The sequence below is a fragment of the Amycolatopsis silviterrae genome (assembly GCF_042684085.1).
Taxonomy (GTDB): Bacteria; Actinomycetota; Actinomycetes; order Mycobacteriales; family Pseudonocardiaceae; genus Amycolatopsis; species Amycolatopsis silviterrae.
Genome location: NZ_JBHUKS010000011.1, coordinates 304,486 through 322,378, shown reverse-complemented (window position 1 = coordinate 322,378; position 17,893 = coordinate 304,486). Strand labels below are relative to the sequence as shown.

Annotated in this window: 15 protein-coding genes; 8 read left to right on the top strand and 7 right to left on the bottom strand. The window is 69.4% G+C overall.

What is annotated here, in order from left to right:
* Window positions 1-7: 7 nt before the first annotated feature.
* Window positions 8-1,624, bottom strand: coding sequence for an FAD-dependent oxidoreductase (locus ACFSVL_RS17040; protein WP_378305209.1), 1,617 nt, complete (start codon window positions 1,622-1,624; stop codon window positions 8-10).
* A gap of 8 nt (window positions 1,625-1,632) precedes the next feature.
* Window positions 1,633-2,625, bottom strand: a complete 993-nt coding sequence (locus tag ACFSVL_RS17035; protein ID WP_378305207.1) for a LacI family DNA-binding transcriptional regulator — start codon at window positions 2,623-2,625, stop codon at window positions 1,633-1,635.
* 189 nt (window positions 2,626-2,814) lie between these two features.
* Between ACFSVL_RS17035 and ACFSVL_RS17030 the strand changes: the two genes are divergently transcribed.
* Window positions 2,815-3,816, top strand: coding sequence for a hypothetical protein (locus ACFSVL_RS17030; RefSeq protein WP_378305205.1), 1,002 nt, complete (start codon window positions 2,815-2,817; stop codon window positions 3,814-3,816).
* On the opposite strand, the gene ACFSVL_RS17025 is transcribed toward ACFSVL_RS17030, so the two are convergent.
* A complete protein-coding gene (locus ACFSVL_RS17025) occupies window positions 3,813-5,267 on the bottom strand; it encodes an amidohydrolase (protein WP_378305204.1) in 1,455 nt (484 codons plus the stop codon). The two genes, ACFSVL_RS17030 and ACFSVL_RS17025, sit on opposite strands and share 4 nt — an antisense overlap.
* 548 nt (window positions 5,268-5,815) lie before the next feature.
* On the opposite strand from ACFSVL_RS17025, the gene ACFSVL_RS17020 reads away from it, so the two are divergent.
* From ACFSVL_RS17020 to ACFSVL_RS17010, 3 genes are read left to right on the top strand one after another with little or no spacing between them, the layout of a single operon-like run.
* Window positions 5,816-6,154: an ArsR/SmtB family transcription factor gene (locus ACFSVL_RS17020; protein WP_378305202.1), complete on the top strand. Its 339-nt coding sequence runs from the start codon at window positions 5,816-5,818 to the stop codon at window positions 6,152-6,154.
* Window positions 6,151-6,621: an SRPBCC domain-containing protein gene (locus ACFSVL_RS17015; protein WP_378305200.1), complete on the top strand. Its 471-nt coding sequence runs from the start codon at window positions 6,151-6,153 to the stop codon at window positions 6,619-6,621. The genes ACFSVL_RS17020 and ACFSVL_RS17015 overlap by 4 nt, the downstream gene beginning before the upstream one ends.
* Window positions 6,621-7,250 (top strand): dihydrofolate reductase family protein, encoded by a 630-nt coding sequence (locus ACFSVL_RS17010; RefSeq protein WP_378305199.1) that lies wholly within the window; start codon window positions 6,621-6,623, stop codon window positions 7,248-7,250. The genes ACFSVL_RS17015 and ACFSVL_RS17010 overlap by 1 nt, the downstream gene beginning before the upstream one ends.
* Before the next feature lie 32 nt (window positions 7,251-7,282).
* Here ACFSVL_RS17010 and ACFSVL_RS17005 read toward each other — a convergent pair whose 3' ends face one another.
* Window positions 7,283-8,503: an alkaline phosphatase gene (locus ACFSVL_RS17005; RefSeq protein WP_378305197.1), complete on the bottom strand. Its 1,221-nt coding sequence runs from the start codon at window positions 8,501-8,503 to the stop codon at window positions 7,283-7,285.
* A 136-nt stretch (window positions 8,504-8,639) separates the two neighbouring features.
* On the opposite strand from ACFSVL_RS17005, the gene ACFSVL_RS17000 reads away from it, so the two are divergent.
* The gene (locus ACFSVL_RS17000) at window positions 8,640-9,362 is read left to right on the top strand and encodes a dienelactone hydrolase family protein (protein ID WP_378305195.1); all 723 of its coding nucleotides are present in this window, start codon (window positions 8,640-8,642) and stop codon (window positions 9,360-9,362) included.
* Here the strand turns inward: ACFSVL_RS17000 and ACFSVL_RS16995 are convergent.
* Window positions 9,359-10,492 carry an ROK family transcriptional regulator gene (locus ACFSVL_RS16995; protein WP_378305193.1) on the bottom strand — a complete coding sequence of 378 codons (1,134 nt, stop codon included), beginning with the start codon at window positions 10,490-10,492 and terminating at the stop codon, window positions 9,359-9,361. The two genes, ACFSVL_RS17000 and ACFSVL_RS16995, sit on opposite strands and share 4 nt — an antisense overlap.
* A 79-nt stretch (window positions 10,493-10,571) precedes the next feature.
* Between ACFSVL_RS16995 and xylA the strand changes: the two genes are divergently transcribed.
* Complete coding sequence (gene xylA / locus ACFSVL_RS16990; protein ID WP_378305192.1) at window positions 10,572-11,720, top strand: xylose isomerase; 1,149 nt, start codon at window positions 10,572-10,574, stop codon at window positions 11,718-11,720.
* Between the two features lie 289 nt (window positions 11,721-12,009).
* Complete coding sequence (aspS, locus tag ACFSVL_RS16985; protein ID WP_378305190.1) at window positions 12,010-13,245, top strand: aspartate--tRNA(Asn) ligase; 1,236 nt, start codon at window positions 12,010-12,012, stop codon at window positions 13,243-13,245.
* Window positions 13,246-13,630: 385 nt separating this feature from the next.
* Here aspS and ACFSVL_RS16980 read toward each other — a convergent pair whose 3' ends face one another.
* A complete protein-coding gene (locus ACFSVL_RS16980) occupies window positions 13,631-14,083 on the bottom strand; it encodes a MarR family winged helix-turn-helix transcriptional regulator (protein ID WP_378305188.1) in 453 nt (150 codons plus the stop codon).
* A gap of 245 nt (window positions 14,084-14,328) precedes the next feature.
* Between ACFSVL_RS16980 and ACFSVL_RS16975 the strand changes: the two genes are divergently transcribed.
* Window positions 14,329-15,627: a serine/threonine-protein kinase gene (locus ACFSVL_RS16975; RefSeq protein WP_378305186.1), complete on the top strand. Its 1,299-nt coding sequence runs from the start codon at window positions 14,329-14,331 to the stop codon at window positions 15,625-15,627.
* Between the two features lie 640 nt (window positions 15,628-16,267).
* Here the strand turns inward: ACFSVL_RS16975 and ACFSVL_RS16970 are convergent.
* Window positions 16,268-17,779 (bottom strand): PP2C family protein-serine/threonine phosphatase, encoded by a 1,512-nt coding sequence (locus ACFSVL_RS16970; RefSeq protein ID WP_378305184.1) that lies wholly within the window; start codon window positions 17,777-17,779, stop codon window positions 16,268-16,270.
* Window positions 17,780-17,893 lie beyond the last annotated feature (114 nt).

Below are 17,893 nucleotides of genomic sequence, written 5' to 3'. Positions count from 1 at the left end.
ATCGTGATCAATAGCCGCGGACTTCGGGCCAGCGCCGTTCCACCCCGGCGCGGTCCAGCACGCGGGCGAACTCGTCGAAGCGGTCCTCGCGGATCTGGTGCGGCGGCAGTCCTTCGCGCAGCGCGAACCCGGCGAGATGGCCGGCGACCTCGCCGACGTTCCACTCCACCGGATGCAACCGGTGGCAGCCATTGGTGATGTGGGTGGTGCCGATGTTTTTGCCTGCTGGCAACAGGTTGCGCATCCGCTTTGGCAGCAGTGCGCCCAATGGCAGTTCAAATGGAACGCTCGGCACGTCGATGTAGCTGTCCCCGGCGGTCGACGGATGGAGGTCGATCCGGTAGCTGCCGACGCCGACCGAATCCTCGCGCCGCTTGCGTCCAGTCGGGCCAAGGATGTCGAGCGATACGTCCTGCTCGATAATGGTGGTGACCGCCTGAATCCGCCGCGCTTCACGCACGTACGCGGATTTCGCCAATCCGTCCTCGGTGCCGACGATATCCGGGCGGAGCTTGAGCCCGGGGAAACCGGTGCCGCCGTCGAGCCGGGGCGCCTCGGTCTGCAGCCAGTACAACACTGACAGCGAAAGCTGTTTTGCCTCATAGTGTGCACGGGCGACGTCCTCAGCGGTGGTGACGCCGTCGATCTCCAGCGCGGGCCGCAGCCAGTAATCGTTGAGCGGCCAGTTGACCAGGGTGATGTCGGAGTCGAACGCGCCCGGCTGGTGCAGTTTTCGAGCCAGGATCCGGCGGAAGCCCCACAATTCCTTGTCTCCGGCATCGGCGCTCTGATCGGCGCTCACCGCGAGCGGGTCCGTCTCCGGGTTCGGGTCGAAGGTCCGCGGCACCGGCTCCAGCGACCGCGGATCCGGAGCGAGGAAACCGAGCAGCGGGCCGGGCCAGAACTCCGGCTGGTACTCGCTCCAGACGCCATACAGCTCCGGGCGGTCAATCGTGTGGTCTTCGCCAGCATGATGAGACAGCGCGAAGCAGTAGGTGATGCCCTGGAGATTGGCCGGGTTGGCTTGCTCCGGCGCATGTGGTTCGCCGTATTCGGACTGTGCTTCGGCCCCGACCGCGAATTCGGTTCCGGTGAGGGGCAACAGATCGCCGTTCTCAGTAGCGTCCAATGTGTACTCCGCGCGGACCGTCGTACGGTTCCCGTCCGACCCCTCGAAGGTGACAGCCTCGACACGGTCGCCGGTGACGTCCGCAGCGACCGGCCGGTGTCGCAAAAGGACAGTCAACCGACCGGACGAGCGATGCGGGGCCAGCATCGATTCCAGCACCGCGAGCGCGACGCGCGGTTCGTGGCACAGCTTGCTGACCCGCCCCGCCCCGGGATTCAGGTTGGCGAGCGCGGCCGCTTCGGCGCGCAACGGGTAGTGCCGCCGGTAATAGTCGCGCACTCCCTCGCGGAACCGGCGGTACGTCGCGGTGCCGCCGAACTGTTCGATCCACGGGTTTTCGTCCGGGGGCACCGCCTGCGCGGTGAACTGGCCGCCGAGCCAGTCGGTCTCCTCGGTCAGCACGACGCGGTGTCCTGCCGACGCGGCGGCCAGCGCGGCGGCGACGCCGCCCACCCCGCCGCCCGCGACGAGGATCTCCGTGCCGAGTTCAGCCATGCTCTGTCCTAATGGGATCGTGGTGCGCCGACGTCCTCGCCGGCCACCGGTGGGCACCACAGCAGCTGCTGCCGCGTGGTCGTCTTTTCGGTGACGAGGTCCACGAGCAGGCGCACCGCACGCCGGCCCATCTCCCGCATCGGGACCTCGAATCCGCTCGCCCCAGCGGGTCCGCCCAGCACGGCGAGCGAAAGATCGTCCGGAGTGGACAGACCGGCCTCGTCGATCGCTGCCCGCACCGCACGATGCGCGGCCCCGGTGTCGGTACCCTCCACGACCACCGCCGTGACGCCTTGGCCGAGCCATTCCCGGATCGGGACCGGCTTTCCGTTGAGCCGGACGATCGTCGTGTCCGGAGCCGCGCGCAGCACGCCGAGCTGACGGTCCTCTGAGGACGGTGCTTCGTCCGCCTCCCGGACGTACCGGATTTCGCGGTGCCCGAGACCGAGCAGCCGCTCCATCACCTGCGCGGAGGCGGTGACGTAATCCGCGCCGATGTACGGGATCTGTCCGTCCAGTTCGGGCCGGCGTCCGATATAGACCAACGGGAAGCCGGACGCCATCAGCCGCGAAACCGGTCCCTCCGGCACGTGGCGGCCGAAAAACAGGCAGCCGTCGGCCATCCGCGTGCGGCGGATCGCCTCCTCCTGCCGCGCGTGCGGACCGCTCGTGCCGGTGAACAGGATCAGATCCTGGCCCAGCGCCGCGGCTTCCTCCTCGACGCCGGAAAGGATCGGGTGGTACGAATCGGCCTCGTCGGTGGGGAACGCCGTGCGGAAGGTGTATAGCCCGAGCAGATTGGTCCGAGACGACGCGAGCCGGGTCGCCGCCGGATTCGGCACGTAGCCCAGCTCCTCGGCCACCCGCAGCACCCGGTTGCGCGTCGACTCGGCCATCCGCACCGTCCGATTGCCCGCCAGCACAACCGAAACCGTCGCCTGCGACACCCCGGCGATGCGGGCGATGTCGGCTTGGCGCGGCAGGCGGTTGCGGCCGGGCACGGGGCACCTCCAGTGGGCTAATGCGGATTAGCCGAGGATCTGCGCCGTCCCGCGACCCGTCAAGGCTTGCGGGTCATTTCTGTCCGGTTTGACCTCCGCAGGGGACTAATACGTATTAGCACCTTGACAGCGCCTCAGCGGTGCCCGAAGAGTCGCTCCGGGTAACCGCCGACGACAGGGAGCGTCCGCATGACCGAACTTTCCCGCCGCACTGCCCTGCGCGGCGCCGCCGGAGCGAGCTTCGCACTGGCCGCGCTGCCCCTGCTCGGGGCCGGAACCGCGAGCGCCGCGCCCGCCGGTTTCCCGGAGTACCGGTTCCTGCGCACCGCGTTCGACAAAAGCAAACTGCAGTACCCGCCCGCCCGGCGCGAGGTGATCTTCCCGTGCATCCGGGGCGTCTACGACAAACTCGCCAACCCGCTCGGCCGCTACTACCTCTACTACGCCCCGCACGACGCGCCGGGCGGCATCTGTCTGTCCTATGCGGACAGTCTCGAAGGGCCGTTCATCGAATACCCGCACAACCCGATCGTCAAGAACGTCTGGAAGCCGCACTACGACGTGTCACACGTTTCGTCGCCGCATGTGCTGTGGCACGAGCAAAGCCGTGAGCTATGGCTGTATTTCCACGGCGAGAACACCACGACTCGCCTCGCGCGCTCGAAGGACGGAATCCACTTCACCTACGACAAGACCGTGCTGTCGACGTCGATGCTGCCCAAGGGCACCACCGAAACCTCCTACGCCAAGGTGTTCGAGCACGACCTGCCGTCGCGCGGCGCGAAGTACGTGATGGTGTTCATGATCAACACCACCGCGAACCACCGCGGCATCGGCTGGGGCTGGTCGGCCGACGGTCGCAACTGGACGTTCTCGCAGACTCCGCTGATCCGTCCCGAAGACGTCGGCGCGAGCAACATCGCCGCGCCGACCGTGGTGCGGCGCAACAATTCCACTTACGTCGTGTACCACGAAAACATCGAGGCCGGCGGGAACATGCTGATCACCGAGGTCGGCAACGATTTCAGCAAGCGCAAGCACCTCGGCGTCTTCCACGCCCCGCTCAAGGGCGCGCCGGACAACGGCCGGTGCGCCGCGGCGTCGTTCGGCACGATGAACGGCAAGGAGTACATGTTCTACGAGGCGGGCGAACGGCTCAAGGGAGCGATCGCCATCGCCCGCGCGGTCTAGGCCAGATACGTCGGCCGCCCGGCCACGATCGTCGCGGACACCGGCATTTCCCGCAGCTCCGTTGTGGACAGTCCACTCGGGTCGGCTGCCGTGAGCACCAGATCGGCCACGTCGCCGACCCGCACCCCACGGCGGCCGCCCGAGGACGCCGCCAGCGCGTCCGCGAGCGGAATGGCCTGCTCGGGATGCCACGGCGGCCGCTCGTCGTCCGTCCGCCCGACCGCCGCGGCGATCCCGTCCCACGGATCGAGCGGCGCGACCGGCGCGTCCGAACCGAGTTCCAGCCGGGCACCGGACTCCAGCAACGCCCGGTAGGCATACGCGCGATCAGTGCGCCCGTGCCAATGCCGATCGGCGACGTCGCGGTCGTCCGGCTGGTGCGCGGGCTGCACACTCGCGACCAGCCCGAGCGCGGCGAACCTCGGCACGTCCTCGGGCCGCAGCAACTGCGCGTGCTCGATCCGCCCCGGACAGCCGACCTCCGCGAACGCGTCCAGCGCGATCGTGTTGGCGTGGTCGCCGATCGCGTGCACCGCCGGAGCCAGTCCGTGCTCGTGCGCGCGGCGCATCAACGGCACCAGCTCCTCCGGCGGCAGCTCCAGCAACCCGTTCTCCCCGGACCCCGGGTATGCCTCGTGGCAGTAGGCGGTGCGGGTGTTGAGCGATCCGTCCACAAACAACTTGAACGGCCCCACCGTGAGCAGCCCGTCCCCCGCTTCGAGAACGTCACCGGTCCGATGTCCTCTTTGGATTGTCTCGTCCAGCAAATACCGTGCGATCACACAGGAAACCCGAGTCGCCGGTTTCGCCTTGCCCGCGCGCCGAGCCCAGTCCGCAACGGTGTCCGCGTACTCATAGTCCACAACAGACGTAACACCCCGCTTCGCCGCTGCAGCCAATGCATCCGCAACCCAGCCGTCCTGAACCTCGACCGGTGCCGACGGCAACGCTGCCGTGGCGCTCATGCAATCGTTCTCCAGCAAGACACCCGTCGGATGATCACGGCCGATCAGCTTCAACGCGGCCGGGCTGAGCCACAAGGTGTGCAGATCCGCACTGAACAACGCCACCGCGCGCCCCGGAAGCGCCCGTTGCAGGAGATCCTTGTGCGGCCGATCGGGCCACAACCCGTCCCGAAACCCGACCCCGACCACCACTTCCTGCGGCGGAGCCCCAATCAGCTTCTCCATCAGCAACTCGACCGCACCCGCGGCGGACTGCGCACTGTCCAACGGAATGCGCCGACGGAAGCCCGCCCACTGAACGAGATGCGCGTGCGCGTCGACGAGCCCGGGCAGCAAAGTGCCGCCGTGCCCGTCGAGCACGCGCGCGGCGAACCCGGCCCCAGCACCAGGCTCCTCGACAGCCGACACGACACCGTCACGCACCCGAACGTCAGCGAGCGGCCCGCGCAACCCGACCCGGACGCGGCGGAGGAGAAGATCGTCCATGCGCCCAGCCTGCCAGCCCACCCCGTTCGGGTGAAGCGGGAATTCCGGGGCGGGGGTGGGCGTTGGAACGTGTGTAAATGAGGCAGCCGTCGCCCGCCGAAGGGTTAGGGCCGGTCAGGAGCGCCGCCTTCACAAGCCGCGCAGGGTTCAACTCCCTCGGTTGCCACTTCTTTCGCCGGGTCACGGGTTCGGGGCCGGTGGCTGAGGGCGTTCCCGAACCGCGACTCGCGCTCCCACCGCGAACCGCGCATGGCTCGTCGCGCCGGACAGTCAGCCCAGCCCCCGGGCGGCCGGTCGACTGATCTCGCCGCCCGGACAAAACCACAGTTCGCCGACCCGCGCTTTCCCTTGCCGGTTCGGCCTGCCCCGCCGCCTCCGGGTCCTTCTCGCCTGCTTCGCGCGCGCCGGATCCGACCCGGTCGCCGAGGCCCTTGGCCAGGCGATCCGCCGCACAAACAGGCCCCCGACCTGCCGTTTCCCCCATCGCCCACACGTCCCGAAACACTTAGCCCTTGCGCTAACCATCTCCACCGGCAATACTTAGCCTCATGGCTCAGTATTCGACCACGCTCGACGGGGTCTTCGCCGCCCTCGCCGATCCGACCCGGCGGGCCGTCGTGCGGCGGCTCGGGCAGGGGCCGGCGAGTGTCGGGGATCTCGCGGGCGAGGCGCCGATGACGTTGCCTTCCTTCATGAAGCACGTGCGGATGCTCGAGGCGCACGGGTTGATCCGCACCGCGAAGTCCGGGCGGGTGCGGACGTGCGAGCTGAACCGCGAGCGGTTCGCGCTGGTCGAGGACTGGCTTGCCGAACAGCGGCGCGTCTGGGCCGGGCGCACGGACCGGCTCGAGCACTTTGTCACCACCCAGGAGGAGCAGCAGCAGTGAATCCCGACCTCGATCTTTCCCTCGACCGCGTCATCCGCGCGCCCCGCAAGCGCGTCTGGGACGCCTGGACCGACCCGGCCAGTCTCGCGCGGTGGTGGATTCCCGCCCCGCTGCGGTGCCGCGTCGACGCGCTGGACGTGCGCGCTGGGGGTGCGTTCGTCACCAGGATGAGCGAGGACGGCCAGAAGTTCGTCCCGCATCTCGACGCGTGTTTTCTCGTCGTGGAGGACGGCGAGCGGATCGTGTTCACCAACGCGCTCGACAGCGCCTGGCGTCCGGCGACCCCGCAGCCGGTGGCGATGACGGCCGAGATCGTCCTCAGCGACCATCCGGACGGCACGGACTACCGCGTCGTCGTCCGGCACGGGGATCCGGCGGCCCGGGAACGGCACGCTGACCTCGGGTTCGCGGACGGGTGGGGCACGGTCACGGGCCAGCTCGCCGAAATCGCCGAAAGCGGGTCCTGATGCAGGTCGTGATCACCGCGTTCGTCACACTCGACGGGGTCAGCCAAGGGCCCGGTTCGTCCACAGAGGACACTAGCGACGGGTTCGGGCGCGGCGGGTGGTTTGTGCCGCACCTCGACCAGGCGTTCGTCCAGCGTGCGTCGGAGTGGCTGGAGCTGGCTGACGGGTTGCTGTTCGGCCGCCGCACTTACACCTCGTTCGCCCGCGACTGGCCCGCGGTCACCGATCCGGATGATCCGTTCGCCGAGCGGATGAACTCGCTGCCGAAGTACGTCGTGTCGAACACGCTCGAAACCGGAAGCTGGGTGTCGACGACGGTGTTGCGCGGCGATCCCGTGACGGCCGTCCGCGAAGTGAAGGCACAGGCGGGCCGGGAGCTGCAGATTCACGGCAGCGCCCGGCTCGGCAATACCTTGCTGTCCGCGGGGGTCGTGGACAAGGTCCGGTTGGTGATGACGCCGACGGTGCTCGGGTCGGGACGCCTGCAGTTCCCGCATCCAGTATCGGCGACCGGGTTGCGGCTCGTCCGGCACGAAGCCACGCCTAGTGGGCTGGTGTTGCTGGAGTATGACGTTATCGGCGAGGCGGCGGTCGACAATTATGACGGGGTGACTAATTTGGCCTCGTGAGTGGCAATCCCGGTTCTAACCGTGATTGCCACTCACGAGAGGCGAGCAGCGGACACCATCGCCCGGTAAACGTCGGTGTTGTCCAGCGTCCCGTCGAGCCGGTCCGAGCCAGGCCCGGTCGCGGTGACCGGGGTCGGCACGCCGCTGTGATCGCCGGTCGTCCAGTCGACGGTCAGCGAGAGTTTGGTGCCAGGCACGGGAAACGGACCGTCCTCGTCGCCTTCGGGTGCACCGTCAGTGTCCTCAATGGCCAGGCCGCCGGTCTCATGGTCGCCGCCGATGATCACCAGCGTGTCCGGATGCGAGCGAGTGAAGCGCAATACTTCGGACACAGCCGCGTCGAGAGCCCGGCCCGCGTCGAGGACGCCGTGCGCGTTGTTTTCGTGCGACATTCCGTCGATGCCTTCTTCTTCCAGGAAGAGGAAGAAGCCGCGCGGATTGGCGGAAAGCGTGTCGAGCGCCTTCTTCGCCATTACCGGAAGCGCGACCTTCGGCTGGTACGCGCCCTTGCCGTCCGGGCCGTAGTCGACCATGTCCTCGTTCGCGAACAGTCCGAGCAGCCGTGGCGCGCGGGTCGCGGCGAGTTCGCTGGCGTTGCGGACGTAGGTGTAGCCGGACCGTTTCGCTTGCTCGATGAGATTGCCGTGCGTGCTGCGGCTTTCCTCGCCCGGCTTGTCCGGCCACGCACCGGGGTCGCCCTTCGGGAGCCACCAGTCCTCGCCGCCGCCGAGGAGGACCTCCGGGCGGCTTTCGGTGATGTACTGCTTGGCGATGTCGCTCTGCAGGTCCCGGGAGGGCACGTGCGACGCGAACGCGGCCGGCGACGCGCCGGTGACCTGCGCGGTGGTGACCAGACCGGTGGACTTGCCGGCGCGTTTGGCCTGTTCGAGCACGGTCAGCAGCCGGCGGCCGCGCGCGTCCTGGCCGACCGCGCCGTTGCGGGTCTTGTGCCCGGTGGCCAGCGCGGTCGCGGCGGCGGCCGAGTCGGTGACGAGTTCCTCCGGGTCGTCCGGGTCGGTGTGCACCATGCCGGTGACCGGGAGCCGGTTCATGACGAGGTCGCCCGCGCGGCCGGTCGTCGCGAGCCGGATGAACTCCCGCTGCGCCGCGCCCATGCCGTCGCCCTGGATGTAGACGATGTTGCGCGCTTTCGGATGCCAGTCCGCGGCGGGACCGTCCCCCGTCGTCGCGAACGCGGGCACCGCTCCGGCCACCGCGAGCATCGCGGCGGTGAGCACCATCGTCTTGCGCATCCCGGAACCTCCTTTAGTTAGGAAGCTTTCCTAACATGTTAGACGGCACCGCCGCGAGCAGGTCACCTGAATGGACGTGTCCGCCGACGGTGAACAGCACCCCGGCGGGACACGGTGCTCACTACGGTTGGTTCCCATGGAGACCGTCACGACGCGCACCGTCGAGTACCCGGCCGACGGGCTCACCATGGTCGGACGCCTCGCGCTCCCCGCGGGCACCGGCCCTCGGCCCGCAGTCCTGATCGGACCCGAAGGCACCGGCCTCAACGACTTTCAGCGCGCCCGGGCCGACGCGCTGGCCGAACTGGGCTACGTGGCGCTCGCGTTCGACATCCATGGCGGCCGCTGGTTCACCGATCCCGACGAGATGCTGGCCCGCTGCCTGCCGCTGCTCGAAGACTCCGACCGGATGCGCGACATCGGCCACGCGGCGCTCGACGTGCTGCTCGCCGAACCGCGGACCGACCCCGGCCGGATCGCGGGGATCGGCTACGGCACCGGCGGCGCGATCGTGCTGGAACTCGGCCGCGCGGGCGTCGATCTGCGTGCGATCGGCACGGTCAACGGGCTGGTCACCGGCCGTCCGGGCGAGGCCGCGAACATCCGCTGCCCGGTGTGGGCGGGCGTCGGCTCGGAGGACCCGATCATGGCGCCCGCGCAACGGGACGCGTTCGCCGCCGAGATGCAGGCCGCGGGCGTCGACTGGCGTCTCACGGTCTACGGCGGCGCTCTGCACGCCTTCCACCATCCGCCGGTCGGCCCGGAGCAGCGGCTCGTCCCCGGCGTCGGCCATCACCCGCTGCACGCCGAGCGGGCCTGGCGCGACGTCGTGACTCTGCTCGCCGACAACCTGGGCTAACGGGCAAGGAACGGCCCCGGATCAGCCAAAACGCCATGGATGATGCGGCCGGCGGCACCCAGCGTCGCGGCGGAATCGCCGAGCGCGGAAGGACTCAGCACCGGCACCGAGCCGCGCAGGCCGGTCAACCGCGCCCGCAGCACGGCCTCCGCCGCTGGCGCCAGCCACGGAAACAGCGGCCCGAACACCCCGCCGAGCACCACCCGGTCCACGTCCAGCACATTGACCGCCGACGCCAGCGCCAGCCCCAAAGCGTCCCCCGCCGCCGAGGCCGCCGACAACGCCACGGCATCAGCACCGGTCAACGCGACGATCAGATCGTCCACTGTGGATACTCCAGCAGCGGCCAGCATCGCTTCCTGCCCCGCATAGGTCTCCAGACAACCGACCGCACCGCAACGACAAGGCGGCCCGGACGGCGAAACCAGCACGTGACCTAACTCCCCGCCAGTGCCGCGAAACAGCCCGGAGTCCACCACCATTCCCGCACCGATGCCGATTTCCCCGGACACATAAAGGAAATCCGCCGCACCGGCACCGAACCACAGCTCACCCAACGCACCGAGATTCGCCTCGTTGTCCACCGAAACCGGCACCGGCAACTCCAGCGACACGGGCACATCCCGCCATCCCAGGTTCGGTGCGCTCAGCACTACCCCGTCCCGCACCGGGCCCGAGACCGCGAGCACCGCCCCGGCGACCGTCAGGCCAAGCTCGCGTGCCTCGGCCAGCTCCGCGGAAGCCAGCTCCCGCACCGCGTCCAGCACGGTTTCCGCTGGCAGCCCACGGTTGTCGCGCTCGATCCGGGTGGCTCGGCGGACCGTGCCGGTCAGATCCAGGACACACGCGGCGAGATAGTCCACATTGGCCTCAAGCCCCAGCGAAGCCATCCGCGCACCGCTCAGCGACACCTCGACGCCAGGACGGCCGCGCTCCCCCGCCCGCACCGCGGCGGTCTCGGCCAGGAAGCCCGCGTCCAGCAGCGAACCGACCAAAGTGGACACCGTCGATTTGGTCAGCCCGGTCAGGTCCGCCAGCGCGGCGCGGGTCAGCGGACCACCGCGGCTGATCTCGCCGAGCACCAGTTCGAGGTTCCGCGCGCGCATCGCGTCGTGCCGGACCGCTTCCATGCGCATCTCCCCTCTTGACGGCCCGGGCGGCCGCGGCGCAGTATTTAGTCTACAACGTGAACTAAATGAAGGGACGGGCATGGACGACTACGCCCCCACGCCGGACGACAAATTCTCGTTCGGGTTGTGGACCGTCGGCTGGCCCGCGGCCGACCCGTTCGGCGTCGCGACCCGCCCGCCGCTCGACCCGGTCGAGAGCGTGCACCGGCTGGCCGAACTCGGCGCGTACGGCGTCACCTTCCACGACGACGACCTCCTCGCCACCGAACCGGACCGCGACGTCGCGATCGCCCGGTTCCGGAAAGCGCTGGACGAAACCGGCCTGCGCGTGCCGATGGCGACGACGAACCTGTTCAGCCACCCGGTCTTCAAAGACGGCGGCCTGACCAGCAACGACCGCGACATCCGGCGGTACGCGCTCACCAAGGTCCGGCGCAATCTCGACCTCGCCGCGGAACTCGGCACGCAGACCTACGTCCTGTGGGGCGGCCGGGAGGGAGCCGAATCCGACGCCGCGAAAGACGTCCGCGCCGCGCTCGCCCGGTACAAGGAAGGCCTCGACGTCCTCGCCGACTACGCCGTCGCACAGGGCTACGACCTCCGCTTCGCACTGGAACCGAAGCCGAACGAACCACGCGGCGACATCCTCCTGCCGACGATCGGCCACGCGCTCGGCTTCATCTCGCAGCTGGACCGGCCCGAGCTGTTCGGGCTGAACCCGGAGGTCGGCCACGAGCAGATGGCCGGGCTGAACTTCGTGCACGGCATCGCGCAGGCGCTGTGGCAGGGCAAACTCTTCCACCTCGACCTCAACGGCCAGCACGGCCCGAAGTACGACCAGGACCTGATCTTCGGACACGGCGACCTCACCAGCGCGTTCTTCCTCGTAGACCTCCTGGAACACGGCGGCTACGACGGTCCGCGGCACTTCGACTACAAACCACTGCGCACCGAAGACCCCGAGGACGTCTGGGTTTCCGCCGCCGCGAACATGCGCACCTACCTGATCCTGCGCGAGAAAGCCCGCGCCTTCCGCGCCGATCCGGAGGTCGCCGACGCGCTCGCCGCGTCCCGGGTACCGGAGCTGTCCACCCCGACGCTCGCCGAAGGCGAAACCCTGGACGACCTGGCCGCCGACGAGTTCGACGTCGAGGCAGCCGGCCGGCGCGGCTACCACTTCACCCGGCTCAACCAGCTGGCACTGGAGCATCTGCTGGGCGTCCGATAAATCAGGCGACGCGGGCCGCAGCGGTGTTCTACCGTTGCGGCAACGCGTTGACGGAGACAAGTAGCGCAGGGCATCGCGAGGGACAGAGAGCTGCCGCCAGTGAGAAGGCAGCGTCGCGCCCGGCGTGAAGACACTCCTGAGTGCGGGGAGGAAATGCCCCGCCGGCCCCGGCCGCCGTCATCCGGCCCAGACGAGGCTGCCTTTCCGGCGGCGAAGGTGCGGTGGCACCGCGAGTTTCCCTTCTCGCCCGCACCCCCAAGGGTTGCCGAGTGCCCGCTCAGGAGAAAAATTGAGTACCCGCACCCCGGTGGCCTGCCTGCGTGACCACGTAGGCTCCACCGTAACGATCGCCGGCTGGGTGCACCGCCGGCGCGTGCTGAAATCCGTGTCATTCCTCGTCATTCGCGACCGATCCGGAACCGCGCAAGCAGTATTCGCCAACCCGCCGGACGTCACCGAGGAGACCGTCGTCCGCCTAACCGGACCAGTCGTCGCCACCTCACAAGGCGCCGAACTGCGGGACCCCACAGTAGAAGTGTTGTCCACAGCGGACAAACGGCCGCCGTTCGACCTCTACCGCCCCGAGGTATCTGCCGGGTTGCCGGTAGTGCTGGACAACGCCGCAGTAGCCCTACGACACCCGTTGCTACGCAGGCGTTTTGAGGTCGCGGCGGCAAGCGTTGCGGCGTTCCGACGAGCATTGGACAACCAGGGCTTCACCGAGATCCACACCCCGAAAATCGTCGCCACCGCAACAGAATCCGGGTCGAACGTATTCCAGCTCGACTACTTCGGACGCCCGGCCTATCTGGCGCAGTCCCCGCAGTTTTTCAAACAAGCCATGGTCGGCGTCTTCGAGCGGGTGTACGAGGTAGGCCCGGTTTTCCGAGCCGAACCCCACGACACCGCACGACATCTGGCCCAGTACACGAGCCTGGACGCGGAACTGGGCTTCATCACTGACCACCGCGACGTGATGACAGTGCTGCGCGACGTCATCGCCGAGATGGCCACCGCCGCCGGACCAGACGCACCATTCGTGCCGGAAGAGATCCCGTCGATCGATTTCGCTGCGGCACAAGAACTCCTGACCCAGCACACCGGCGAAGACCCCCGAGGCGAACCGGACCTGGCCCCCGCCCACGAACGCTGGCTCTGCGAATGGTCCGAGCGGGAACACGGTTCGGAATTCCTGTTCGTCACCGGATACCCGATGGCGAAACGCCCGTTCTACACCCACCCAGACCCGACGAACCCGACTAAATCGAACAGCTTCGACCTACTATTCCGGGGCCTGGAGCTGGTAACCGGCGGCCAACGACTACACCGCTACTCCGACTACCTGACCGCACTAGGCGATCAAGCCGGGCAGTACTCGGACTACCTAGCCGCATTCGCCCACGGCATGCCCCCACACGGCGGGTTCGCAATCGGCCTGGAACGCTGGATCGCCCGAGTACTGAACGTGGCGAACGTACGCGGAGCAACGCTTTTCCCTCGCGACCTCCACCGCCTACGCCCCTGACCAGATCCGTGAGGGGAACCCTGAGGGACTCTGATTCCCCCAGGGTTCCCCTCACGGACCGCTGCCGCCAACGCACCTAATGTGGCGTTCGGTGCGTCGCATGCCCCCAATGTGGCGTTGGTTGCGTCCCACGCAACCAACGCCACATTGGGGCGCTAGCCCCACCCCTCACCCAACCGCCGCCGACGCACCCAACCCACCAGCGCACCCACACCACCCCCGCACCCCGATACGAAGCCCCAATGCGGACGGCGGGTGCTTGTCAAGGCATCTTTCCCGCCTTGACAAGCACCCGCCGTCCGTCATCACAATTAGCTTCGGGGTGCCCTCTCAACCAGACAGGGCGCAATGTCGCCGCCAGGCGACGAGCCCCCCACCCATCCGCTCACTGACCAGCGAACGTCAACGCACCCAACGCGGTAACCAACGGAGCCAGCTCAGGCAACTCCTCCGCCTCCCCCAACGCCGCCGACAACGCCGCGTCATGCGTAGGCCGAGCCGCCGCCAGCAGCTTCTGCCCAGCAGGAGTCACCTCGGTATAAATCCCCCGCCGATCGTCCTGGCACAGGTACCGGGACAACAACCCCCGCTCCTCCAGCCGGGTCACCAGCCGCGTAGTAGCCGACTGACTCAGCACCACCGCATTGGCCAGCTGGCTCATCCGCAGATGGAACCCGTCCTGCCGCCCGAGCACGTCCAGCACCGTGTACTCGCTCACCGAAAGCTCGTGCTCGGCTTCCAGCGCGCGGTTCAGCCGGTCCTCGATCCGCGCGTGCAGCGCGGCCAGCGTCCGCCAGCCTTGCGCGCGTGCCTCGACGGCGTCGTCCGACACTGACATGGTGCACCTCCTCCTGGCGGCCCAGGTTGCGGGCGGCCGCGGCCCCGGGCAGCACCGGCCGCACCCAACTAAATGTACCTGCAAGTATTGCGCGCGCCTGTAATACCCAGTTGTCACTGTACCCGCGAACCGCCGGAAGGGTCTCCCCCGCTGGGCCGGGCATCCCCCGGGACCGCCGTGCCGCTTTTGCCCTGGCCGGTCGGCGAGTAAGTTGACCCCGCTACTCGGGGGAAGGTGATCGGCGGATGACCGGCGCTGGCGATGCGGACGCGGGCACGACCGCGCGACGGTTCGCGCTGGGCAGGTACGGACCGGCCCCGCAGCTGCTGGCCGGCCGGTACGAGCTGGTCGAGCGGATCGGCGAGGGGGCGACGGCCTGTGTGCACCGCGCCGAAGACCGGGAAACCGGAGCCTCGGTGGCGGTCAAGCTGTTCCACGCCGGAGCCGTCGAACTGGGCCGCAACCGCCGTGACCAGGAGATAGCGGCCCTGCGCGCGGTGCGGCACCCGGGGCTGGTGGGGTTCGTCGACGCCGGGGTCGACGAGGGGCACGCGTACCTCGTCATGGACTGCGTGCACGGGCCGAACCTGTCCGAATGGCTGCGGTCCGGGCCGCTGCCGGCCGACCGCGTCGTAGAACTGGGCGCCCAGTTGGCCGAGGCGCTCGCCCACGTGCACGCCCACGACGTGACCCACCGAGACCTCAAACCGGCCAACATCCTCATGTCCGACGACGGCCCGCGGATCGCCGACTTCGGCGTCGCGCGCTTCGTGGACGCGACCCGCGTGACCGACACCGGCGCGGTCGTCGGTACGGCGGCGTATCTCTCGCCGGAGCAGGTGCTGGGCGAACATCCCGGCCCGGCTTCGGACGTGTACGCGCTGGGGCTCGTTCTGCTGGAATGCCTCACCGGCGTCCGCGAATACCCCGGCACGGCGGCGGAGACCGCGGTCGTGCGGCTGCATCGGGCGCCGCGGGTGCCGTCGGACGCGCCGGAACCGCTGGCGAGGACTCTGCGCGCGATGACCATGCGCGACCCGGAAGAACGGCCGACCGCGACCGCGGTGGCGCGTGCGCTGCGCGGCACGGAAACGTTGCGGCTTCCGCTAAAGACCCGGCTGGCTGTCTTCCGCCGCCGCCATCGCGTCGCGTCCCGGCGGCGCGTGCTGCTCGCGGCGGGCCTTCCGGTGGCCTTGGTCGCGGCCGGGACGCTCCTGCTGGCCACCCCGCTCCGCCCGGGCACCGGCTCCGCGCCGGTCCGCGAACCGGCTCCGATCCCGGCTTCCCCACCCGCTTCCACGCCGTCCGATTCCCCGGACCTGGCACCGCGGCATTCGCCGTCCGCGCCGGCGACCCGTTCGCCGAAAGCGGATCCGCCCGCGCAAACGACGACGCTCCCGCCCGAAACGACGGACCGCACCTCGCCGACGCTGCCGAGTCAAGCGAGCCAGACCGGCCGGACTCCGCCGAAAACCCCGCCAGGACAGACAAAACAGCCCCGGGACCCCAGCACCGGCCCGCCGAGCGGCAAGTCTCCACATTAGACAGTCCGCTGCTGCCGCACTCGAGCCGCCGGACCACCCGGACGGCTGACGCGCCGCAATTCGGTGGCGAAGTCCGCTCCGGCGCGCGATCCTGGAGGCGAGGCGGGAGGTGGGACCGATGACCGTACACGCACGTCGCTACGGACGGCAGTGCCGGGAACACTTCGAGTGCCCGAAAGCCGCTCGCGCGGCCAAACCGGAACGGGACGCCAAAGCCGCCCCGGCACCGGATCAGGCGGCAAAGGCCGACCGGGCACCCGAAGGGCGAATCCGGCGCGGACACTGAACGCGGCGCGGCTTTTGCTTGCGGGGAAAGGGATCCGGCTAGGTCAGTCCGCGCGACGCGGCCTCGATCGCGAGCACCGCAATGTCGCCGTGGACGGACTTACCGAGCCACTCACGCACCGCACCGCCCTGCCGTGCAAGGGATCCGGCTAGGTCACTCCGCGCGCGGCGCGGCCTCGATCGCCAGCACCACGAGGTCGCCGTGACCGGAATTGCTGAGCCATTCACGCACCGGCTCGCCCGGCCGTGCAAGGAATCCGGCTAAGCCACTCCGCCCGCGGCGCAGCCCCGATCGCCAACACCACGAGGCCGCTATGACCAGAATCGCCCAGCCCGCGCAAGGAATCCAGCCAGCTCACTCCGCGCGCGGCGCAGCCTCAATCGCCAACACGGCAATATCGTCATGCCCAGAATTCCCCAGCCACTCCCGCACCGCCTCGCGCAGCCGGCGCACCACTTCGCGCGCCGGCTGCCCGACGCAATCCTCCAGCACCGTGTACAGCCGCTCGTCGCCGAACAGCTCGGTGGATTCGGTGCGGTTGCGGGCTTCGGTGACGCCGTCGGTGTAGAGCAGGCAGACGTCGCCCTCGTCGAGATGTGTCGTCGCCTCCGCGAAACGCGCCTGCGGCGACACCCCGACCAGCGTGCCCGGCACACTGACCTCTTCGACCCTTCCCCCGCGCCGCAGCACGAGCGGAGCGGGGTGGCCACCGGAGGCGAGAGTGACGTCGAGCCCGGATTCCGCAGCCGCGACCGAACCGAGCACGAGCGTCGCGAACCGGTTGCTGCCGCCGGAGATCAGGAGTTCGTTGAGCAGCCGCAGCATGGTCCGGCCGTCGCGTTCGACCAGGTGCAGCGCGGCCAGCGAATGCCGCACCCGGCCGGTCAGCGCGGCCGCCTCGGCTCCCTTGCCGCAGATGTCGCCGACGACCACGAACGCGCTGCCGTCGTCGCGCGGGAGGACGTCGTAGAAATCGCCGCCGACACCGAGCACTCCGCCCGCGGGTTCGTACCACAGCTCGAAATTCGCCCCGTCGATCTGCGCGGGCGGGGTCGGCAGCAACGTCGATTCGAGCCCGCGCGTCGCTTCCTCCTGGCGGGCGTAGCGCTGCGCGTTGGCCAGCGCAGTGCCCGCCGCGTCCGCGAACGCCTCGACCGCCTGGCCCTGCGCGAGCCCGAACGCGGCTTCTCCGCGCCTGCCGAGCAGCACCGCACCGGCCATGCCCGAACCGAACGAGACCACCGAAATCTCAAGGTGTCCTTCGAAAGGCTCGGCGACCGCCGCGGGCAGCGCCGCGACCTCAGTGGCCGGCACCGCGCGCACCTCGGGCCGGGCGAGGTCGGTGACCGCGTCGGACACCACCGGCGCGAGCTGCGCCGGCACCCGGCGGATCCGGCCGTGGCCCGCCGCGCCGTGCTCAGTACAGCTCCACCACTCCCAGCGGCCACGGGTCGTCGGCAGCAGCACGAAGGCGCAATCGCCCAAAGCGGACGCCGCCAGCTCCGCGATCACCCGTGCCGTGCCGTGCCGTCCGCGCGCGAGCGCCAGTTTCGGACCGGCCTCGGCGAGGAACTCTTCCGGACGGCGGCGGCCGTCGTCGACCACCGTCCAGGCACGCCAGCCGCCGGGCAGCACGCGGATCTTGGCCGGCCGGTGGCCGACCTTCCCGGTGGTCTCGGTCACGCTGACGAGTTCGGCGGGGCCGAGCCGCTCGCCGGCCGCGTTCGCCCAGCGCAGCGCGCCTTCCGGGTCCTGCAGGAAGACCGGGTCGCGGACGTCGTCGAGCACCGAGCGCCAGAATCCGGCGTGCCCGGGCAGCTCGGCGCCGGGTGGCAGGGCCGACGCCGGAGCGGGCCGTGACACCATGCACGAACCTCCTGCCTCCGGGTCGACCTGACGGTCCTGGTCCTTCCAGGTTGGCACAGTGTGCGCGGGCGGACTGGGTCGAAGTGTAGGGCGAACCGTGGCAGGCTGGGTCGA